Here is a 19135-nt window from a genome sequence, read left to right on the forward strand (position 1 = left end):
TCAGGGACTTCTGGGCACGAGGTGTTCAGGCTTCGGTAACCGCATCCGCGCCTTGAGCGTACGGTAATAGGATGAGAAATCAATCCGATTGAAGTTGATACGCTGCAGCTGCTGAGCCGTGAGGGGCGGACACACGGGATGGGCGGCGGTACCTAAGGTTATCCCGAGTTGTTGTGCGGCCCCCTGCTGTTGGATGATTTTGGCCAGCACGCTGTCATACAGGCAATATCCCTGTTTATAGCGCGTGCATACCCCCAAGACCGAGTGCGCGCAGTAGCGTCCCAAATACACCGACGTTCCTAATTGCTTCGCCCGTCCAATGGCCTGTGCCTCACGACTGCACTGCGTCAAACCGATCTTTGTTCCCCATCCGCCGTCTTGGCAACAATTGGCAAAGCCGATCGGTTTTTCAGAACAGTGCGCTGCCTGACCAGCAAAGATCCGCGGAGGTTGACCCAACCGGCGACCCGCCCGCGCCAGCGCAGACAGCGCTGAGGCCGTTTTGGCGAAGGACGCCGATTGTGACGGGGTGGCACGATAGCACTCGCCATCAAGACAAAATGAAGGGCTACCGCAAACCAAGCGAGTTGGACTGCATTGTTTGAATGGGCAGCGCAGATCCCTTTCCCGCCGAGTGCAAATGCCATGACGGCGCTCAGCGCAACGGCTACCCCCGATTTGGCAATGGCCGTAAGCGCGGCATTCATCCTCCGATCGGCATTGGTAAGTATGACGGTATGCCCAGCATGACAGGTGCGTGGGGATCCCATTGACGGTACGTGTGCCTGGCCCTTCACTGCATGTCTTTGACGTCAACTGGCAATCACCCAAGTCATCGCACGTCGAGCGCCATTGGATCCGATTGTGAACACAATCACCCGCGACCAGCGTGTCCCCAGGCTCGCAAAAAGGATCGGCAGGGCGTGTTTCTTTTAACGGCCCGCATATCTCAAATCGGCGACGCCAACGTGAGCCGTGGCAGCTGGCCCCACTCGTTTGTCGCTTGAGCGACCCTTTGGCATACCCTTGCTCGGGCGAGACGGCTTGACCGTGCCATCGAAACCATTGTCCACGACTGGCACACCAGCCCGTACCGCCTTTTTCTAGTACATAATCCGCGCCACTGTACAAACACTGTGTTTTTGTTCGATGACACACGGAACCATTCCGTTGCCATCCGGTAGGGCAGGTGTAGTGGACCGGACCCCGTTCGATGGTCGCGATCGGTTTTTGCCGACAGGCCACCGATTGAAGAGTCGGTTGCCGACACACTCGCGATTGATAACGGGTCGTGCACTGCGTTTGTTGGCGACAATCGATCTGCGCATCCTTGGTCCCATGTACGATCGCATTGGCGTGTTCCTGGCCTACGGTCGCGTATTGATAGGCGGGATCACGAGCGGGATCTGGTGTGGTTTTGCGTGCTGTGTTCAACACCGACCGAGATTGCGGATCCTGTTTGACCCGCGCTTCACTAGAGCGGCGCAGTTGGTCTTCGTCCGCTTTCGGCAAGGTTTGGCGAGCACGTTGGCATTCGGCACTCTCACAATATTGATACGGTGTCCACGTTTTGGGCAAACGGGTGTGGATGTTGTGCTGCGCTCGCTGTGCAGAGGGGACTGCCGCGTCGTAATTTTGCTTCGTACTGGTCGCTCCGCACGTCGCGGAGATCACGAACATCCCGAACAGCCACGCCTTAGTGGTCATCGCGTTGTGCCTCAAGCAGGGTTTCGGCGACGTCGGCCAACGGGCTGGTTGACAGCGCCTCCAAAGCCGTCCGTATCGAGACGTTTCCTTTTATCTTGGCATGATCATCGGGTCCACACGGCCATCGTGCTTGGCAACGGTTGGACTTGATGAGTACAAACGTTGGTACGTCGCGAACGTGAAATCGATGAAACGCGTCAGGATCGATGGCGACCCCGGCCCTGATGGGTAACGCGCCCTTGGCATTGAGCAACTCCATTAGGCGTTGTGCTGTGGCGGTAAAGCCTGCTGGTAAGGGCCCGCGTATCAGCAATGGCGCCTGCCATTGTGTACTTTGCTTGAGTAGGCTGCGCAGCGAAGCATCTGGCATGGTCAATGAAATAAACACCAGCAATAGGCCGGGCTTCGATGTCGGGTCGGTAACAGGTGTGGCAGGCCAAGGGGAGCGTCGCTTTTCGTTGAGGTAGGCGGTCACGGGATCAAAGGCTGGCCACGGGTCCGAGTTCGCCATCGCAGCATTGATCTGGGTACATAAAATGACCAGTATCCAAACGCTTTTGCGATACTTCATGTCTTGTCTCCTATAACAGCACACAATTGCGCTTTCGCCATTGCACAAAGCCAAAATTGTCCCCCGTCGTGGGGTTGTCATGACCCATCTCCCACACCGTGGTACTGGTGGTATAAGGGTGGCACCAAGCCGCATCCGCGATGGGGGCACTCATTTGATAGCGGTAACGGGATTTGGGGAGAAATGGGGAAATTTTGGGTTGGCAGACTGCGCCATCTCGACCTTGGCTATCAAACACCATTCCTTGGCGGTGCAATTTGTAGTTGAGGCGTTCCATGATCAAAGTGGCGGCTTGGATCGGCGAATCGCGATAATTGGTGTTCCCCGTTAGTGGGTACGCGCTCCCCTGTGCCCCTAAACACCAGAACAGTCTATCCATCGGTAATTGACGACGGCTGTGCGTCGCGATGGCTTCAGAGGCGCACGCCAACTGAGCGGCTGGGTGCCCAAACAATACGGCCTCTGGGTTGAGCGCAAACGCAAGAGCATCATCGTGCCAAAGAGGGTCGAGTTCGGAGAAATACCCGATGTCGAATGGGCGTGTCTCCATACACAATCCTGACTCTAGCAAGTGAAGCCAAGCGATGAGTGGGTATCGATACCAGTGAGCGTGATAAAAACCGCCATCGCTGCTGTCCCCTTCTCGGGATGTGGAGCGCCCTCCAATCCGCTGTGCATGCGCCCCGTGTAGACGAACGCCCAAGTTGACCATACAAAAGGGCACTCGGGTCACGTCCGTTAGGGCGTAAGGCTCCCAATATCCGATATTTAGCCCTAACCGAACCATCACAGGAGGCGGAGCTGGGCATAACGATAGAGGCGACGACGGATTTGGGGTATCGGGCAGCGGACCCGTGAACACAGGTACCGAGCCTAATGTGATCGGCAGTAAACACCGCCAGCAGACATCGCGTAGCGGATTGATAAAATGACCGCTGCACACGGCCCCCGCGTCAACGGTGATTGGCACCATGAGCACGGTTAATAGCAGGGCTAAGCGTTGTAAGCGTCGAGTGGGGATCATGGCTGATTCTCCCAGAACGAAACGTCGTGCTCAGTCACTTCCCAATAGCGATGCGCCTGAACGACCACACTTGGCACCGAACGAAGGCGTAACTTTCGAGACAGGTATCCGCCTTGGTCAAAGTACACTGGAGCATTGAGTGTACGGGCTAAGGTTTGCGGTCGTCCTCCTGTTAAAATCCAGGTAATGGGCCGATCAGCGGTAAATTGCGTTGCCCAGCGTCGTTGTTTGCGATCCCGTCCATCGAAAAAGACCAACGCCCGGGGGTAATGATACGTCATGCCGAGTGGGGGGCTCGGCCAAGTCGACGCGTCAAATGGGTTGACCCATCGTCCTGGGGGCTGGCCATCATAGGTGGCGGGCAAACGCACGCTCGGATCGACAAGAAACGTTGTTGGCGATTGCGTAGCGCTCAGGGAGACGGGCATTGGTTGTTCAAATTGATCACGGATCCGGTCTCGTTGGGTTTGTTGCCACTTGGCTAACGTGCCGTCGTGTTCAAGCACACGTAGGCGCTGGCCTATCCACTCCCACAAATCCACTTCACCGATAGAGAATGTGGCGCCCAGTCTCTTTGGCTCTGCCGCGGTCAGTGAACACACCGCCCCAACCAGCACAAGTACACACCATCGGCTCATGGCGCGGTCTCCGTGTCGAGGGCCTGCTCAACGGCACGTTGAACTGGGAGCGTGATGTCTTCCGCGCCGGCCATGACGGCCGATGGTCTGAGGATCAGTGTGTGATGATCTCGTTGATAGTCACCGACGACCCGGTTCAGTATGGTATGAAAGTGTGTCCAGCGCTGGTGCTGCTGGTCGACCGTCAGCGACTCGTCCACTAAGGTGCGTTGGTACTCGGCATAAATGGGGCCGAGGTTGAGCGTTGTTACAGCGCAAGGGGACTCGCTGACGCGCCAGAACATCGCCACTCCCAGCCCCTGCACAACGAACGCGAGCGCCCAGATTTTGACCGCATTCATGGTGTTCTCCTTGGGTGATTGGTATCCGATGCCATCGCGTGCTCAAATCGGTCTAATTCGTCGCCGTAAAAGTGTTTTGCTGTAGCCGCTATGGCCGTTTTGAGCGGCACGCCAGCCGCCATCTGCTGTTCACACCAGGCGTATTCGTGTGGCTCTGTACTTAGGTAAGCCCGTGTGAGTGGATCGGCAAAAATGCGGTGATAGCTCACGTGCCCACCCGCTTTGATGCGCACGGCACTGTAGCCCGCTTCCTGCGCGCGAGGGAAGTGCTTGAGAATGTGTTGGTCGAGGGGACTGAAAGCGGTCGGGTTGTCACGCAAATAAGCCTCAAACCCTTCTCCCTGTCGCAGCATGATGTGAATGTCGGAATTGTCGTAGCAGGCTTTCGCCTCGGCACTGGCAAACGCATCGTCAATGCCCTGAGTGACGGTGCAGAATGCGCCACCGAATTTTCGCGCAGTGCGATAGCCTGTGTTGATGAACAGACGGGCTTGAGCGTTGTTCCCACTTAACAGATTCCAGGCTTCCTCAATGATGCACAGTTTTCGGCGTGCCCGTTCCCCTGATAAGTACATTTGCTGGTTGATGGACACCATCAACGCGAAAATCACGGGTCGAAGCACGTCTTCGTTAAAACCATCCAGTTCTAAGGTGGTCATATCGATAGCCGGATCGAGCAGTGAGGGACGGTTAAAAGTGTCACCATATACCCCCTGCGTCGCATATTTGTTCAACTGTACCGCGATGTCTTCAATGCGCCGGTCTTGCTGTTGCTCTTGAGCCAGGGACCGCAATGCATGCTGAACATCGTCGACACAGGTTTGAGCGCCCGCGCGTTGCCATGCTTGTACGATGGCATCACCTAAGATTGCCAGTTGAAAACTGTCCAACGGTTGATAGGGGGCGGCCATCGTTGCGAACAGTGCGGTAATGTTACTCAATGCTTCCTTGATAGGGCCAAAACCATCGGCGGAAGAATCGGTCTCTGGCTGCTCGGTTCCCCTCGATTTCATCGCTTCTAAGTGCGTAAAAGGGTTAAGAAAAATATGGCGGTGATCAAGGTGCACGCCATCTAGCAACAACGTGAGCTTCTTGTAACTTGCGCCTTTGTCCAGCACCCAGACTTTGCCGCCCTGTGCAAACACCGTTTTGGCTAACTGCTCAACGAAAAAGCTTTTGCCTGCACCGGACCCCCCGTTAAGGGCAATGTTATGGTTGTCGCTGCCGCAGCGGAAAGGATCAAAAAATGAAATTTGGCCACGCAATGTGGGCAGTAGGACCCCACCAGTCAAGCGGCGTCGATCCATCACAAAAGGGAAGAAGTTGACGACATTGCTGCTTTTGATGGTACGAATACGCCCGGTTTTTTGACAGTCGTCCCATAGCCCTTCGCTCATCATAAACGGCAGAGTGGCCATCAAGCACTGCGCTTGGATCATCGGCAAGACGCGCAGTTCAAGCCCATTGGCGCCAAACGCCTCCTTAGTGGCCTGAACCGCAGCTTGATGGTCATCTTGACGGCAAAACAACGCCACGCCAACACACATCGAACTTAACGTGTACTGTCGACTGCTCAGCCCTTTCTGTAGTTCGCGTCGTTCATCCAACTCGTCCGATGCTGAGGGCAGAAATAGCGCGAGTTTTGACTGCACTGTCTTGGTTAAATCGGCGATTTTTCGGTTGTTGGCGTACTCCGCTTGCCCGGTTGGTTCTTGACGAAAACTGACGCAAATCAAGTGAGGACAGGGGACTTGCCGCGCCGCATTGCGAACCGATGAAAGGCATTCCGGCAGCGCGTATAGGCGAAAATCATGAGGCAATGCCGTCAGGCCTAGGTGCACTTGACGGCAACGCGCGTTTTCGCCCTGGCGGGTGTGCCATTGCGTGTCAATGCGGTCGCGATGAATGTACAGCTCCGCATCCGGTGCGAGCACTTGGTCATTGAGGGGCTCAAGGGGATTGTAGTTCGCCGTCTCAGGCCGATCCTGTGCTGGGTCAAAATGGATCAGATCACGCAGTAAGGTCAACAGCTTAGCAGGTTCGACTCGCTCAACGGCCAAACCCAACTGATGAAAAACGGTTTCCGCTTGGGCACGGGCCTGAACAAGGGCAGAGGGGGAAGCGGTTGAGGTGGACATAAAGAAATACGCGTCATAGTCCCGCAAATCATAATGAGCCCGTTGGTGATGCATGTAGCCATGCTGAGCGGCGTAATGCGCGTAGCGACGCTCTTGCTCTGCCAAATCAGCGCAAACGCCACCGCGCTGGGCCATCTCTCGCGCATTGGCATCCAACCAATGGGCTACCCGGTTGTGCCCATGAAGGATAAATTGGTAATCCCATCCTCTGCCTTGCGGCAAATCACTGACCCATTTGTTTAGAGACTCGACCAACTCATCGTTGGCGCCACTCAGCGGCACCAATGCCAGTCCAAAGCCTCGGCTTCGAGTATTGATAAATAGCATGGATTCACTGTCGAAATCTCGATACGGCAACCATTGATGCCAACGCGGTCGATGCTTGCGCGCTTCGTTGCGCAAGTTGCCAAAGGCTCGCCAGCCTGAACGCCAAAATGCAGAATCACTCATCAGTAGAAGTCCACCAAACTTGGGGCGAACCCATCTGCCAATCGCCCGAAGAGAGGGTAAAATAGAGGTCGACGCCGCTTACGAAATGCCCCTGTGGCGTGGAATGGGGGAAGATGGTCAATTGCCGAGGTTGGGGCGCGTGATACCGAGGCGAAACGGATGTGGCCGGCGCCGATTCAGCCAGCGGGGCAAGCGACTCGATAGTCAACGCGGTGTCATCAACCATGGCTTGTCGGATGGCCAGCATGGAGCCACAGCCAGGAAACCCGCCCACGGCATCACAGGTGTAATCGTCGCCCAGGCCGGCCGCGCACCCGGAGAGGCACGCAGTGACCAAGCAGGCGAGATAAAGGGGGTTAGTCGTCATACCGTCGCTCCTGTGGTAAAGATGAGTCAAATGGGAAATTCAACCCTTCTTGACGCAGTTCATCGGCCAGTGGGTTGATGGGGGGCTGGCCTAGGGTATGCGGAGGTCGTGATGTTTGAGGCGCCACCTCCTGCGCGCCAGACTGGTTGAGCGGCGTCAAAGTGAACCCCTCCAGAAACACGATGTTGACCACAGTGCCGGGATTGATCTCGACAATCGGGTGATAGGTTTCGGCCAGTTTGATGTAGTAATCTGACAACTTGGCCCCGACAGTGGCCCCCGCATGACCGAGTAGATTCAATGGCGCTTGGTCTGATTTTAGGGTTTGGGTAGCACCAAGTGGGTGGAGGGTCGTGTGCTCAGACAACGCTTTGCCCGTTTCTCCCAGCCCGGTTAAGATCCCCGCCAGGCCCGCCATCTGTACGATATCGCCATTTTTGAGCAGCGTGGTTCCGCGAATGCCGTTGCGGCCAAAATTGAAGGCCGTGCCTTTCACCGCCTGATCGATGAGAGTGCCATCGTCGAGTACGCAACTGATCTTGTCGGTACGGACCACACCACGGCTGGATGACACCTCGCCATAAGCTGAAGCCGTGATGGTGCACTGATCCAGTCGTGAAGGCTGGCCATTGGGCAATATCCCGCGGTTGAGCGTTTGAAACACTAGGGGAACGGTGTCTCCCTGGGCCAACACGCCGGCATTGGTGTCGGCGCCTCCTGTTACCATGGCGGTCACAAAGCTGCCCGAAGGGACGTAGGTTTTAAGCGATACGTGCTTTTTTACCGGTGGGGCGGACCAGATAAAGTCGACACTGTGGTAACGGGGCATGTTCATGTTGGTCGGTTCTTCGAGCCAAGGTGTGTCGGCCTCCAAAGTCGCTTGGGTCGGTGAAGACGGTTCTAGGGACAGAGAGGGGGTCACTGCCGGTGAAGGGAGCGCTGGCTGAGAGCTTGGTGTCCCTAGTGTTAGTTCGTGAGTGTCCGAAGGGACCCCCAGAGCCTCTAAATGTTGCAGCTTGCGCTCGAGTTCTTTCGATTGTCGTTCGGACTGCTTCTGCACCTGTTTTAGCTGCTCTTGGATCCCTGTGAGTTGTTGCGTCAGTGCTTGTAGCGCGAGATCTTGATGCGCCAGCGCACTTTGTTGATCGAGGTCGGTAAACCCTGGATCAATGATGTGTTCAAAATGAAGGGGAGGAGAGAGCGTGGCCGGATGGTCCGACTCCGTGCGGAACACCCACGCGACGATGATCCCCGCGATGGCGAGCACGCCGATGACGCTTGCACTAACCCAAGTATTGCGTTTGGCGATCCGCTCATTGAGTTGTTCACCGTCTGAGAAGGACTCTGCGTTATGATCGTCCGGATTGGGTTTAGTCATGAGACTTCGCTCTCAAGGTGATCAGATACAGACGAGTACGTTCGCCAGCCGGCAGTTCATTGCGGTCGAGCGACGCTGCCAATGCAGAGGGCGAATAAAAGTCCCGATTCGAAATCGACGTCGGGCCTTCGCTTGTGTTGAGCACCTCATAGATGATCCCTGACAGTGGGCCTTGACGCGCTACAGCAACGGGCGTCAGCTCAAGATCGCCACGATGAGCCATAACCGATGCGTGAGTGACACGTGCAATCGTCATCGAAACGGACGGTTCTTCACCGCTCGACCAATGCATCAAGTCTTTGACAAAACCTAGAATTCGCGTGTTGAGCGTCTGGGGATGTGAAGCGTCGCCAGGAATGAACCGATGCACGCGTGTGGTGGTGTCACTCGGTTGTACTTCGAGCGCCAGCAAACGTCCTTGCTCAGTGAAGAGATGCGCCGTAAAAGGATGTGGTTCGCTCAGTCCTAACAGAATTGACCCTGCTTGATCACTTGGGTTCTGCACCACCTCGCATTGATGTGTCGGACACGTAAGGTTAAGGATCTTGTCGTTATCAACATAGAGGCGATTAAGAGACCTTTGATTAAGCTCAAGCGTTACAGTATCGCCTGATACGAACAAGTGCGGCTGAGCCGGTGATGCACTAGAAGCAAGCGCGGTATTCAGACTCATGCTGAGTAAGACGAAGCTGATCGCATGCGGGATCATTGGCTCTCCTCCTGATGAATGGACAGTAAACTCAACGTGCCCTGTTGATAGGCCATTTGGATGAGGACATCCACAGCGCGAGGGGGTAACTGACGTTCGCCAACCGCCTTGGCGAGTGTGCCAGATACTCGAACCACGAGTGAATCAACATCGATCTGGGTTTGGTCGGGCAGGACGTCGAGGTGACTGGAGACATGCTGTTGGCGTATCCGCTGTGCATCCTCGAGCAGTTCCGGTTGCACCGCTGACCACATGTGTTCTGGGACGTAATCCAATAAACGTCCATATTGACGATGGACATTGCTGGGGGTGACATCGAACTTTAGGTGAAGAAAATAATCACTCATCATGCTCAGATAAGCGTCGTCGACTTTGACTTGGCTGATTGTAAAGGCGCCTGAGATAGTGGGTGGCACCAAGGTGTAGCGCTGATGGGTCAGGGCATACACTAACGATCCGGTCAGAGCTAGGCAGGCGACGCTGAGGGATAAAAAACCAATGGCAAGAAAGACGTTAAGCAAACGACTGAGTTCCAACAACTGGTGACGAATCACGCGTTCCATGGGGCCCCCTAAGACAGCCAATAGCGATATTCAGCCGGAGGCGTCACGCAGAACAACCGACGAGAGAGAGGGGCAATCGACCACCAATACCCACATCGCACCAACACGGTGTTGCCGTATTGGACCTTCAAATAACGCAAACCAAGAAACCAAATAAGCCCAAGCGCGCCTCCCAGCAAATGGTGTTGAGTTGCAAAGCACACAACAAAGAGAGCAAAAGCTGGCGCCACTTCATCACGTGGTAGCCCGACAAGACGTGGCCCATGGTTAAGGTGCAAAGGAATCGAATAAAACCCAGATTCGGTCGTCATGATTGCCCTCCTTTAAGACAGCCCCACAAGCGGCTTTACGACTTCCCAGAAAATCATGCCCCCTATGAACCCACCGACCGCGCCCATCCAGTTCCGGGTCATAAAACCCGCTGACAGCGCACCAATGGCACCGGAGGCGAGGATCGCATTCTCAACAGCGGAGCCGGTACCTGCGGTGTCCTTAATCGTTTGCTTGCCAGCACTGAATAAATCCGTGGCCAAAGCGTCAGCGCCCAACAGGTAGGTAAGTAGGAGCACGCCGACCATCCAAACGAGTGCCCATATCGACCAACGCTGACGTGCTCGGGTGGTTATCGAACGCGGTATGTACGTGGTTGGGGTTCGCAGTTTGTCTGACACCCGTCTGCATCCTATTGACTTGTGGACCAGCTAATGCGCTGGTGTGCTACAGGTTGAATATCAATAAAAAAGACGACGATTGAAAATTATTAGAGATTATTGGAAATTATTAGTGTTTGTTGTTTGCAGTGTCTTTGCACACATCGTTTACACTGACTGTTAAGCCCGCAGTACTTACCGACATTGATAAATATGAACTCAACCATGGTGGGCATTGCACTAAACCCTTATACTGACTCGTGTTGTAGGAGACCAGTCGGTCACACGGAAGTCCATTGGCACTCACTTTCATTTTGTCTTCAAACGATCCATGCTTCATGAAAATTCACAAAGATTTCGAGTATTTTTACAGTCTGAGCAGCTTAGTGACCGACGCGTTGCTCCACTTGCTTTGCCACGTTGCAGCGTCACCCCGTCACGTGCCCGCGAATAAGCGCAATGAGATATTAGTGAGGTTTCTCAAACAGAAACTTAAGAAGAAACGCTACGCAAACGTCAAAAAAGACATCAAATTGATGATCCGCGTCGGACGGGACAAACACGCGAATCTGGAGCACAAATTGTACGACTTGCACGATAGAGCCAGTCGAACCAAAGTTGGGGGTGTTGAGCGTCTCTACCAATTGTTGAGCGCATTGCAGGAAGAAAAAGGAATTGCTTCCAGTCTCTTTGAAGAGGGAGAGAAGACCCAACCAGGAGTGGTTTACATGTTGGAAGAGCACATTGAACATGGTTTCGACCACTCCAACGACCAAGTCGCCCCCATTTCGCTACTCTACCAAGCGCCTGACGCCCAAGAACTGGCGTCTTGGATTGACGACCAGCATCACTTTAGCGCTGAGATCAAAGAGTGGAATGCAGATAGCCACCAAATCCATATTGTGCTGCACCCTCAAGCAAGCATGAGCCCAAATGTTGAGGCTACTTAGGGGGCGAGGGAAGGTTACTGAAGCGTGACATCTCCCCTTGAAATGCTAAACGTACCGCACCAACGGGGCCATTCCGCTGCTTACCTATGATGATTTCTGCGACCCCTTTCTGTTTGCTGTTCGTGTCATACAACTCGTCACGATAGATAAACATGATCAGGTCGGCATCTTGCTCAATGGCGCCTGAATCACGTAAATCAGAATTGATTGGGCGTTTGTCTGGGCGTTGCTCGAGGGCTCGGTTAAGCTGCGATAATGCCACAACCGGCACATTTAACTCTTTGGCTAACGCTTTAAGCGCCCTCGAAATTTCGGCGATTTCTAGGGTTCGATTGTTTGCCAATTCCGGAATACGCATTAGCTGCAAATAGTCGACGACAATGAGCGATAAGCCGCCGTGTTCGCGCGCTAAACGACGAGCTTTTGCACGGAGCTCAGTCGGTGTTAGGCCCGCACTATCATCAATCAGCAAATTGTTTTTCCACTGCAGCATCTCTAATGATGAGTCGACAGCTTGCCATTGTTCTTGCGTTAAATTACCGGTTTTGAGATCGGTTAAATTGACGTGTGCTAACGAGGCTACGAGCTTATCCATCAATTGATTGCGTGGCATCTCCAATGAAAAAACCAAGGCTGGTTTATCGGCATCCATAGAGACGCTTTCACATACATTGAGCGCCAGTGTGGTTTTGCCGTGCGATGGACGCGCCGCTATCACAATAAAGTCGGACCGCTGTAATCCAAGCGTCATGGTATCTAGCGCATCAAAGCCCGTTTTGACGCCAGTGATTGCTTGTCCCGCGCCACTACGCAGCCTGAGTGAGGTCTCCAAGGCCAAGCGTTTTGCGTCGAGCACCGTATCGGTATTCAGTCGTTTCTCGGAAATCGAGAACACACGCTGCTCCGCCTCTTCTATCAATTCTTCAGGTGTACGCCCTTGGGCGTCATAGGCGGAATCGGCGATATCATTCGCTGTTTTGACCAAATGACGAAGCAATGCCCGTTCGACCACTATGTCCACATAAGCCATGATGTTCGCAGCGCTGGGAGTGTTCTTCATCAGATCAGCCAGATACGCCAACCCTCCGATGTCGGCGAGCTCGTGTTGTTGCTCGAGTTTCTCACTGACGGTGATCAGATCGACAGGGGTTGATGTGTCCATCAAAGACGAGATCGCCTGAAAGATTAAGCGGTGTTGGCGAGCATAAAAATCCTTGGCAGATAATCTCTCTACAACCGCTTCCCAACGAGAATTGTCTATAAACAGGCCACCAATGACAGATTGTTCTGCTTCAATTGAATGAGGTGGGGTCTTCATGGCGTCGATGGAATGTTGGGTCATAACTCTGCTGCTAGTCTTGGTCACGTCAGGTTGTCGATACACCCTGAACTTTGTTTTGGTTAAGTATAACAATATGTTGGATTTGGGTGAACGTAAACTTCTTCCTACAGCGGAGACCCAAGCAGTAGGAAGTGAGTCCTTTTTTAGGTCATATTATTTTTAACGCACTATAACTAAATAGATTGAGACCATTATATTTTTCTTAGCCTCATAACTGGAACGTCCTCAACCCCCGAATAAGAATTCTCCAGGCGATGAATATAAAAAAGGCAGCCAATAATTGGCTGCCAAAACACAACATGTTTTCTTATCAAAGTAAGGCACAGAACGTGGAATAGGGAAGCAGTCCACCGAGCACCACCTCAAGAACCCCTTCTGAGTTAGTCGACTGCGCCCTAATCTGTGCAAGTTCAATGCTACGACTAAAACACAATGACACTCAATATCGAATAATGATTAAACATCTTTAATAAAATTGCGGTTAAATTAGATGCTGCGTGCTTGTTCAGGTTGAGTCCGTCCTTTGTGAGTCAGCAGCAATTGCCAAACCTGTAAATCACGCGCACGAAAGGTTCCCGCGCAGGTCTGCAAATAAAATTGCCATTGCCGTTTCTGCTGAGCACGACCCCGCATGTCTTCCCGATCCCACAAGGGACGTATGTTGCTCCACCATTCCATGAGAGTACGGTCATAGTGAGGACCGATATTGTGCAGATCTTCAAGAACAAAATCCGTTTTTTCGATGGCTTGAGACAGTTCTGACAAGGCAGGGACGTAGCCATTTGGAAAGACATAATTATGGATCCAAGGATCGACACTACCGCGCTCGTTCCGGCCAATCGTGTGAATAAGAGCAATGCCATTTTTCGCCAATAATTGGTTAGCAATGGAAAAATACAGCTCGTAATTATTCGCCCCGACATGCTCAAGCATACCAACCGACACAATGCGATCGTAGGTTGTATTACCTACGATATGACGGTAGTCAGCCTGGACGAAGTTAATGGGTAAATGAGCGTAACGGTGTCTTGCATATTCATACTGTTCTTTTGAAAGCGTTACCCCGGTTCCATGCACACCATAATGTTCAGCCGCGTAAGATAACAAGCCTCCCCAGCCACACCCTATGTCTAACAACATTTGACCATGTTTCAGGTTCAACTTTCGACAAATGAGATCCAGTTTTTTTCTTTGTGCATCAGCTAAGTCCGCAGCTTGATGCCAGTATCCGCAGGAGTAGATCATTAAGGGATCGAGCATCTGTTGGTAGAAACTGTTGCCAATGTCGTAATGGAAGCCGATATCGCGCTTACTGCCTTGCTCGCTATAAGGCGAAAACAGCCGAGACAAACACCAGTACCACAGGTTCTGCTTATTCGAGCGGTACGCGTCCAGCTCACCACTTTGAAGTAATTTGCTGACCATGACATCAAGCGCATCGCACTCCCAATCGCCTCTCAAGTAACCGTTCCCAATCTTTAACGTGTCGTAAGACTCTAACCGGTTAAAATAATTAAGGTCTCGTAAGCGTATGTCCCAAGGTCGATTGCCATTGACCTTAATGTCTGCTTTTTCCAAAATGCGTTCTAATGCCTTGGCAAACACCTTCATCACCTGACTCCTATCCAATAAGGTTGCAAAAGCATCAGACAAAAGTTCATCTAATTTGTCATTGTATTAACACATATTAAACATTGTTGGCCGTTTCCTCGCCACCCAAAGAGTCGAGGGATTGATGTCCTGACAAAAAATGACGTATAAAGGTTTTATACTTTGATGTAGAGCTTGGCTTAAGTCATGCGTACAGAACAATAGGGGGTTTTCTTCGCAGTCATAAAGGAGCCCAGACTATGCTTAACTTCCTAAGACGACGACGTATCAAAAAAATCATCGGCAAACTCTCCCCACAACTGGTTAAAGGGTTTGGCAGTAGAAAGTATTTTACACTTGCTCAAAGACATAAACTGATCGCCGCAGCTCTGAATCACTAAATTAGCCAGGGATCAATCAAGGAAGAATTACTCATATTGGAAACTTTCTAGCGAGCTTTAGGCCAAAAGAGTCGCAGGGTAGACGCCTTGACTCTGTGTCGGGGAGAGTGGCCGATCCGCTCAGTCAGACCTTGGTGCACATTGCCACACGAGGGGAGAAGTGGTTTTCACTGTCGAACCATGAACGTCTACAGCTTATTGAGGCGCTAAAGCGGAGTAGGTGAGGCGGCTAGACATCATCTTTTGTGATATTTTTAGCCTATGGACTAAAAAGCTGTTCTACCGTTTTCATTGGTAAAAACATACGAATACGCCCATTATGCTCACACAAAGCCTCAAAGCCAAACTTAGTATAGAATGCCTGTGCGGAGTCGGTAAGGCAGTCCACAACAATGGCATAAGCTCTCATGTGGTGATTCACTTCCCAGAGATACTTTAACGCTCGAATTAAACTGATTTTCCCTAATCCTGAGCCATGAAGTTCTTTATGCACCGCTAGCTGAGCTAATAAAAAAACCGGAATGGGATATCTAGGTAACTTTTTCGCTAACTTAGCAGGTAAAGTTTCACGACTGATTGAACTAGGAGCAACACTGTAAAATGCGCAAATAGCATACTTCTGATTAAGCAGTGGTTGAGAGCTTGGTAAAACCATCGTTCGGCTGATGCCTGCTTGCATGTGTTTTGCTGCTTGCGTTTTTATAAATGTATTTAACTCTGATTCACCACAATCAAATGAGCTGCGATCATGCTTGGATTTACTAAGTTCAACAAACTCTTTTCCCCAACTCACTTGATGCCACTCTCATTAGTCAACTTCGCTGCATCAAGCAAAGCTTGATTGGGAGCTTTTGCTTTGTCACATGCCATCATGAATTCATCGAAGACATTCTCTTTGACTACGATACTTTCGTGCTGTTCAATTACCTGAGTTGCGTCTTCATCCATGAGTCTGACTACATACTCAGTAAGGCTTTTAAGACCCAGTAAAGCCGATGCTTTCTCCGCTTTTGCCTTGATCTCTTCGTCAAGGCGAATATCTAAACGTGCTGTTGCCATAAAATCTCCTTCGTACGGATACATTCCGTAATGATGATTATTGTAGTGCAAAGTTTGGACTTACACAATTTGTACGGAGGATCTACGGAGGTGAAGAGACTAGACAACCGTAAACACGAAAACCAACGATGTAATGAAAAATGTCACGCGTGTCGTAATTGAAGCTACTGGACGATTAGAAATGCCCTTCATCCTTGCTTGTGTCCAAGCAAATCTACCCTATGTCATCGCTAATCTTTTGAGGATAAAAAATGTTCGCTGGGGCTATCGGACAAAGAGCTAAGAACGACCGTTTAGACGCTGCGCTTATTGCCCACTATGCTGAAAAATTCAGCCTGAGTTAACCGAGCAAAAAAGCCGAAAAAATACGATGCTAAAAAAAGGGTACCAAACAGCTAGCTCATTGACTTGTTTAGTGTGAAGTTATGGCATTACATTCATTATTTAACATAATGTACGTAATACGCACTGAGTAATTACTCCATTCGGGCTGCTAATCCACATAGCCAAGCCTCCGCAAGCCATTGATATTCCTTGTAAACCGCGCCCGTTAAACTTTTTTGCGATGCTTTCCCACATCGCTTTGATGTCCGGATTGTCGTTGCGATCAGCGTGACAACCTAATAAAGCTAACTCTGGGTCAATTCCTGAATTCTCCGCAAGAAAAACTGCTTCTGAATCAGAGATATACCGACGTCCTTTGCGCATTTCACTGATTCTAGACGCCTTTACATTAAGGTCGTGCGCTATTTGTTTGTCTTGTACGTAGTTTTGAGCCTTTTTATAGGCATCTAACAGCTGACTTTGATACATAGCAATTTCTCCTTTACCTCGATTTTAGCTTATTAATTACGGATTTTCGTATCTTGCAGTTACGATTTTCCGTAATTAGACTTACGAAAAATCGTAATTCACAGAGCCTGTTTGGAGAACTCCATGAGCTTCGCTGCTAAACCCACTCGTAAGAATCCTGTCTACTTCGAGCATCACTCGGATGGCTTCTGGTGTTCGATTGATGGGATGCCGGAATACTTCAAATCCAAACATGAAATGTATCTCTATGCGTGTGAATCAGACCGAGAACTGATTGAAATCACGCACGAAAATGAGCCTGAACTTCGTGCCAATGGTGCTTTTGATCGAGTGTTCCGTGATGAATAGAACTGTAATCGACTATGTGAGCTTTTCAGGTTCCCCGCTTCTTTTGGAACGCTGCAAGGAAATGGCGAAGCAACGTTTCTGCCTTGAGCAAATCAACGAGTTTGAATCTCAAAATGCGGTGGCTATCAAGCATCGAGAGCAAACCAAAATCATGCACTTTGCCGAAAACTTGGCTCAGGTCTTAGGCTGTGTCGAGTCTGAAAACTTCGCCAATCGCGACCTGTATTTTGCGGCCATTGATAAGGAGTTGGTTAACGCTGATTTGGTGGTCAACACAGACGTATCTTTTAACGAATGTTACCAGCACCTGATCTCAAACATCGGTATCGATATGCTCGATACCCTTTGTCACGGTGAAGTCGAATCGTTTCTTGAATTGCTCGAAAACGAAATCAGCTATGAGAAAAACAATGTCTGGACTATGGAACGTCGAGGTGGTTTTTCAGGATACCGCTATTCTGCAAAGCTTCTTTGCAATGGTACTCAAGCTGGCTTAGTCGCTTGGGGTGCCGCGAACTTTGGCTATTACGTGTCGTTTTCCGGTAAAGGCTGTGAGGCCATCAACATGGAAGCGCTACATAAGGCATTAAAACAAATGGTCGGCACAAAGCTCACTCGTGTAGACCTAGCTCTGGATGATCTTCAAGGCAACGTATCGATTGAAGATATCAAACAGAAATACATCGATGGTGAGTTTATCACTCGCGGTACGCCTCCTAGTTGGGGCGAGTTCTGGGGCGGTAAAGGCATGAGTAAAGAAGACCGTAAGAAATGTGGTTTAGTGCCTGATTCTGGGCATACGTTCTATGTCGGTGCTCGTGAAAACGGAAAGGTATTCCGCGCCTATGACAAGGCGGCTCAAATGAAATGTGAAGAGTATCCCAACTGGAACCGCTTTGAAGTCCAGATAGGAAACCGTTACAGGGTAATTCCACTCGATATTCTAATCGAACCTGATCCGTATTTTGCAGGTGCATACCCTGCCCTTGCCTCTCTGATTGATGACGTCGAACCCATCCGGATTTCGACCACCAAGATTCAATTTATGACCTCATTTGAAAATGCGGTTAAACACGCTCGCGTTCAGTACGGGAAGCTGGTCAATGCCATGCGCCAACTGTACGACGACGATGCACACATACTCGAAACCCTCACTAAGGGGCTCGAATTAACAGACATCCCCGACCGCATTAACTTTCCAGTCGGTCGGGACTTCCATCTAGAAAAAACTGGAGAAATATTATGCCATTAACAGTTGTTGTCATCGGTTGTGAACACTCTCAAGGTCTATCCAAAAAGGATGACCGTCCTTACAACTTTGCACAGGTGAACTACCTCGCTCCTAATGAAGGCTGGAAATCAGAAAAAGGCGAATGTAAGCCTGTGGGTCTGGTTCAAAAGCAAATTGCCATGAACCCTAACCCGTCTCTGGTCGCTGCGTTTAAGGAGCTGGAAACGCAATTTCCAATGACGTGTGAGCTTCATCTTGATGCTGACCCTCAGAATCCGGCACGAAACATTGTTGTCGATATCAAGCCATTTAGTGGCAAGGCTTAACGCATGGCTAAGTGTGTAATCGAACATAGCGGGTATTTCATCAGCTCACCGAATCTGTGCGATTACATGATTTTGACCGCTGAGGAAGTCAACCAGCTAACGCAGACTGTCTCAGGGTCACTCACTATCGATTCTGACCTTTATCAACTTGTTTCGGGGTATCTATTGCTTTCGTTTGTATCGGGTCACGTACTGGGAAGAATCGTAAAAACTATGGGGCGTAGATAGCCCTAAACAACTCACTAACAACGGAAATATCACTATGAAATATCTAAATACAGCTAAGAAATACGCATCAAAAGTAGCAATCGCAGGCGGTGCGCTTTTCGCTTCTGCTTCTGCATTTGCGAATGAAAACCCTATAACTAAGGCAATTAATGATGCCATTGCTGCGGGTACGTCCAACTACTCACTTGTTGTTGTCGGCTTGATTGGTCTTGCTGCTCTTGCCTTTGGTCTAGGACGTATTACTGGCGGTATGCGCTAAGGGGTTCTCATGGTTAGCCTAGTGTCGGACGTTGTAACGATTATTTTGGCTG

Annotated in this window: 23 protein-coding genes and 1 pseudogene; 8 read left to right on the forward strand and 16 right to left on the reverse strand. The window is 50.9% G+C overall.

Translation table 11 applies throughout. The annotated features are described in order from the left end of the window. The 11 genes from traN to traA form a co-directional block, all read right to left on the reverse strand. Entirely contained in the window at positions 1-1707 is a 1707-nt protein-coding gene (gene traN / locus VIC_RS27260; RefSeq protein ID WP_006958696.1) for a type-F conjugative transfer system mating-pair stabilization protein TraN, read from the reverse strand. Beyond that, entirely contained in the window at positions 1697-2278 is a 582-nt protein-coding gene (gene trbC, locus VIC_RS06865; RefSeq protein WP_006958697.1) for a type-F conjugative transfer system pilin assembly protein TrbC, read from the reverse strand. Before trbC ends, traN begins: the two co-directional genes overlap by 11 nt. A 10-nt stretch (positions 2279-2288) precedes the next feature. Continuing rightward, positions 2289-3302 (reverse strand): conjugal transfer pilus assembly protein TraU, encoded by a 1014-nt coding sequence (traU, locus tag VIC_RS06870; protein ID WP_006958698.1) that lies wholly within the window; start codon positions 3300-3302, stop codon positions 2289-2291. Beyond that, a complete protein-coding gene (locus VIC_RS06875; RefSeq protein ID WP_006958699.1) occupies positions 3299-3940 on the reverse strand; it encodes a hypothetical protein in 642 nt (213 codons plus the stop codon). Before VIC_RS06875 ends, traU begins: the two co-directional genes overlap by 4 nt. After that, on the reverse strand, positions 3937-4281 hold the full coding sequence (locus VIC_RS06880) for a TrbI F-type domain-containing protein (RefSeq protein WP_006958700.1): 345 nt from the start codon (positions 4279-4281) through the stop codon (positions 3937-3939). The genes VIC_RS06875 and VIC_RS06880 overlap by 4 nt, the downstream gene beginning before the upstream one ends. Continuing rightward, positions 4278-6869: a type IV secretion system protein TraC gene (gene traC / locus VIC_RS06885; RefSeq protein ID WP_006958701.1), complete on the reverse strand. Its 2592-nt coding sequence runs from the start codon at positions 6867-6869 to the stop codon at positions 4278-4280. The genes VIC_RS06880 and traC overlap by 4 nt, the downstream gene beginning before the upstream one ends. A 356-nt stretch (positions 6870-7225) precedes the next feature. Continuing rightward, complete coding sequence (locus VIC_RS06895) at positions 7226-8614, reverse strand: TraB/TrbI/VirB10 family type IV secretion system protein (protein WP_006958702.1); 1389 nt, start codon at positions 8612-8614, stop codon at positions 7226-7228. Continuing rightward, on the reverse strand, positions 8607-9323 hold the full coding sequence (locus tag VIC_RS06900; protein WP_006958703.1) for a TraK domain-containing protein: 717 nt from the start codon (positions 9321-9323) through the stop codon (positions 8607-8609). Before VIC_RS06900 ends, VIC_RS06895 begins: the two co-directional genes overlap by 8 nt. Further along, on the reverse strand, positions 9320-9886 hold the full coding sequence (gene traE, locus VIC_RS06905; protein ID WP_006958704.1) for a type IV conjugative transfer system protein TraE: 567 nt from the start codon (positions 9884-9886) through the stop codon (positions 9320-9322). Before traE ends, VIC_RS06900 begins: the two co-directional genes overlap by 4 nt. Positions 9887-9894: 8 nt before the next feature. Beyond that, positions 9895-10197: a type IV conjugative transfer system protein TraL gene (traL, locus tag VIC_RS06910; protein ID WP_039951427.1), complete on the reverse strand. Its 303-nt coding sequence runs from the start codon at positions 10195-10197 to the stop codon at positions 9895-9897. Positions 10198-10209: 12 nt separating this feature from the next. Beyond that, the gene (traA, locus tag VIC_RS06915; protein WP_006958705.1) at positions 10210-10464 is read right to left on the reverse strand and encodes a type IV conjugative transfer system pilin TraA; all 255 of its coding nucleotides are present in this window, start codon (positions 10462-10464) and stop codon (positions 10210-10212) included. A gap of 410 nt (positions 10465-10874) precedes the next feature. On the opposite strand from traA, the gene VIC_RS06920 reads away from it, so the two are divergent. Then, positions 10875-11486 carry a DUF2913 family protein gene (locus VIC_RS06920; protein ID WP_039951547.1) on the forward strand — a complete coding sequence of 204 codons (612 nt, stop codon included), beginning with the start codon at positions 10875-10877 and terminating at the stop codon, positions 11484-11486. Here VIC_RS06920 and dnaB read toward each other — a convergent pair. Next, a complete protein-coding gene (gene dnaB / locus VIC_RS06925; protein WP_006958707.1) occupies positions 11479-12828 on the reverse strand; it encodes a replicative DNA helicase in 1350 nt (449 codons plus the stop codon). The two genes, VIC_RS06920 and dnaB, sit on opposite strands and share 8 nt — an antisense overlap. Positions 12829-13314: 486 nt before the next feature. Continuing rightward, positions 13315-14439 carry a cyclopropane fatty acyl phospholipid synthase gene (gene cfa / locus VIC_RS06930; protein WP_006958708.1) on the reverse strand — a complete coding sequence of 375 codons (1125 nt, stop codon included), beginning with the start codon at positions 14437-14439 and terminating at the stop codon, positions 13315-13317. Between the two features lie 239 nt (positions 14440-14678). Between cfa and VIC_RS27195 the strand changes: the two genes are divergently transcribed. Next, complete coding sequence (locus VIC_RS27195) at positions 14679-14819, forward strand: DUF6559 family protein (protein WP_330217465.1); 141 nt, start codon at positions 14679-14681, stop codon at positions 14817-14819. Positions 14820-15078: 259 nt separating this feature from the next. On the opposite strand, the gene VIC_RS06935 is transcribed toward VIC_RS27195, so the two are convergent. Beyond that, a complete protein-coding gene (locus VIC_RS06935) occupies positions 15079-15612 on the reverse strand; it encodes a GNAT family N-acetyltransferase (RefSeq protein WP_006958709.1) in 534 nt (177 codons plus the stop codon). Further along, a complete protein-coding gene (locus VIC_RS06940) occupies positions 15609-15878 on the reverse strand; it encodes a type II toxin-antitoxin system TacA family antitoxin (protein ID WP_006958710.1) in 270 nt (89 codons plus the stop codon). Before VIC_RS06940 ends, VIC_RS06935 begins: the two co-directional genes overlap by 4 nt. A 148-nt stretch (positions 15879-16026) precedes the next feature. Between VIC_RS06940 and VIC_RS26180 the strand changes: the two are divergent. Beyond that, positions 16027-16204, forward strand: a pseudogene (locus VIC_RS26180) (IS110 family transposase); the annotation flags it as partial. Positions 16205-16322: 118 nt separating this feature from the next. Here VIC_RS26180 and VIC_RS06945 read toward each other — a convergent pair. Further along, positions 16323-16691 carry a DUF3693 domain-containing protein gene (locus VIC_RS06945; protein ID WP_039951429.1) on the reverse strand — a complete coding sequence of 123 codons (369 nt, stop codon included), beginning with the start codon at positions 16689-16691 and terminating at the stop codon, positions 16323-16325. Positions 16692-16814: 123 nt separating this feature from the next. Between VIC_RS06945 and VIC_RS06950 the strand changes: the two genes are divergently transcribed. From VIC_RS06950 to VIC_RS06965, 5 genes are read left to right on the forward strand one after another with little or no spacing between them, the layout of a single operon-like run. Beyond that, a complete protein-coding gene (locus VIC_RS06950; RefSeq protein ID WP_006958711.1) occupies positions 16815-17039 on the forward strand; it encodes a hypothetical protein in 225 nt (74 codons plus the stop codon). Further along, complete coding sequence (locus VIC_RS06955; protein ID WP_169312890.1) at positions 17032-18291, forward strand: replication initiation factor domain-containing protein; 1260 nt, start codon at positions 17032-17034, stop codon at positions 18289-18291. The genes VIC_RS06950 and VIC_RS06955 overlap by 8 nt, the downstream gene beginning before the upstream one ends. Continuing rightward, positions 18282-18596: a hypothetical protein gene (locus VIC_RS06960; RefSeq protein WP_006958714.1), complete on the forward strand. Its 315-nt coding sequence runs from the start codon at positions 18282-18284 to the stop codon at positions 18594-18596. The genes VIC_RS06955 and VIC_RS06960 overlap by 10 nt, the downstream gene beginning before the upstream one ends. Before the next feature lie 3 nt (positions 18597-18599). After that, complete coding sequence (locus tag VIC_RS26185; RefSeq protein WP_080555913.1) at positions 18600-18824, forward strand: hypothetical protein; 225 nt, start codon at positions 18600-18602, stop codon at positions 18822-18824. 34 nt (positions 18825-18858) lie between these two features. Next, positions 18859-19083, forward strand: coding sequence for a hypothetical protein (locus VIC_RS06965; protein ID WP_006958715.1), 225 nt, complete (start codon positions 18859-18861; stop codon positions 19081-19083). The last annotated feature ends 52 nt before the right edge of the window (positions 19084-19135 follow it).

Origin of the sequence: Vibrio coralliilyticus ATCC BAA-450 (assembly GCF_000176135.1) — a bacterium.
In the GTDB taxonomy this organism is placed as follows: domain Bacteria; phylum Pseudomonadota; class Gammaproteobacteria; order Enterobacterales; family Vibrionaceae; genus Vibrio; species Vibrio coralliilyticus.

Coding starts and splice junctions, on each gene's coding strand:
- dnaB (WP_006958707.1), bottom strand. CDS start 12,828: ATGACCCAACATTCCATCGACGCCATGAAGACCCCACCTCATTCAATT.
- traC (WP_006958701.1), bottom strand. CDS start 6,869: ATGAGTGATTCTGCATTTTGGCGTTCAGGCTGGCGAGCCTTTGGCAAC.
- VIC_RS27195 (WP_330217465.1), top strand. CDS start 14,679: ATGCTTAACTTCCTAAGACGACGACGTATCAAAAAAATCATCGGCAAA.
- VIC_RS06895 (WP_006958702.1), bottom strand. CDS start 8,614: ATGACTAAACCCAATCCGGACGATCATAACGCAGAGTCCTTCTCAGAC.
- VIC_RS06880 (WP_006958700.1), bottom strand. CDS start 4,281: ATGAATGCGGTCAAAATCTGGGCGCTCGCGTTCGTTGTGCAGGGGCTG.
- VIC_RS06965 (WP_006958715.1), top strand. CDS start 18,859: ATGAAATATCTAAATACAGCTAAGAAATACGCATCAAAAGTAGCAATC.
- traE (WP_006958704.1), bottom strand. CDS start 9,886: ATGGAACGCGTGATTCGTCACCAGTTGTTGGAACTCAGTCGTTTGCTT.
- VIC_RS06900 (WP_006958703.1), bottom strand. CDS start 9,323: ATGATCCCGCATGCGATCAGCTTCGTCTTACTCAGCATGAGTCTGAAT.
- traA (WP_006958705.1), bottom strand. CDS start 10,464: ATGGTCGGCGTGCTCCTACTTACCTACCTGTTGGGCGCTGACGCTTTG.
- VIC_RS26185 (WP_080555913.1), top strand. CDS start 18,600: ATGGCTAAGTGTGTAATCGAACATAGCGGGTATTTCATCAGCTCACCG.
- traU (WP_006958698.1), bottom strand. CDS start 3,302: ATGATCCCCACTCGACGCTTACAACGCTTAGCCCTGCTATTAACCGTG.
- VIC_RS06950 (WP_006958711.1), top strand. CDS start 16,815: ATGAGCTTCGCTGCTAAACCCACTCGTAAGAATCCTGTCTACTTCGAG.
- trbC (WP_006958697.1), bottom strand. CDS start 2,278: ATGAAGTATCGCAAAAGCGTTTGGATACTGGTCATTTTATGTACCCAG.
- VIC_RS06940 (WP_006958710.1), bottom strand. CDS start 15,878: ATGGCAACAGCACGTTTAGATATTCGCCTTGACGAAGAGATCAAGGCA.
- traN (WP_006958696.1), bottom strand. CDS start 1,707: ATGACCACTAAGGCGTGGCTGTTCGGGATGTTCGTGATCTCCGCGACG.
- VIC_RS06955 (WP_169312890.1), top strand. CDS start 17,032: ATGAATAGAACTGTAATCGACTATGTGAGCTTTTCAGGTTCCCCGCTT.
- VIC_RS06945 (WP_039951429.1), bottom strand. CDS start 16,691: ATGTATCAAAGTCAGCTGTTAGATGCCTATAAAAAGGCTCAAAACTAC.
- VIC_RS06875 (WP_006958699.1), bottom strand. CDS start 3,940: ATGAGCCGATGGTGTGTACTTGTGCTGGTTGGGGCGGTGTGTTCACTG.
- VIC_RS06960 (WP_006958714.1), top strand. CDS start 18,282: ATGCCATTAACAGTTGTTGTCATCGGTTGTGAACACTCTCAAGGTCTA.
- cfa (WP_006958708.1), bottom strand. CDS start 14,439: ATGAAGGTGTTTGCCAAGGCATTAGAACGCATTTTGGAAAAAGCAGAC.
- traL (WP_039951427.1), bottom strand. CDS start 10,197: ATGACGACCGAATCTGGGTTTTATTCGATTCCTTTGCACCTTAACCAT.
- VIC_RS06920 (WP_039951547.1), top strand. CDS start 10,875: ATGAAAATTCACAAAGATTTCGAGTATTTTTACAGTCTGAGCAGCTTA.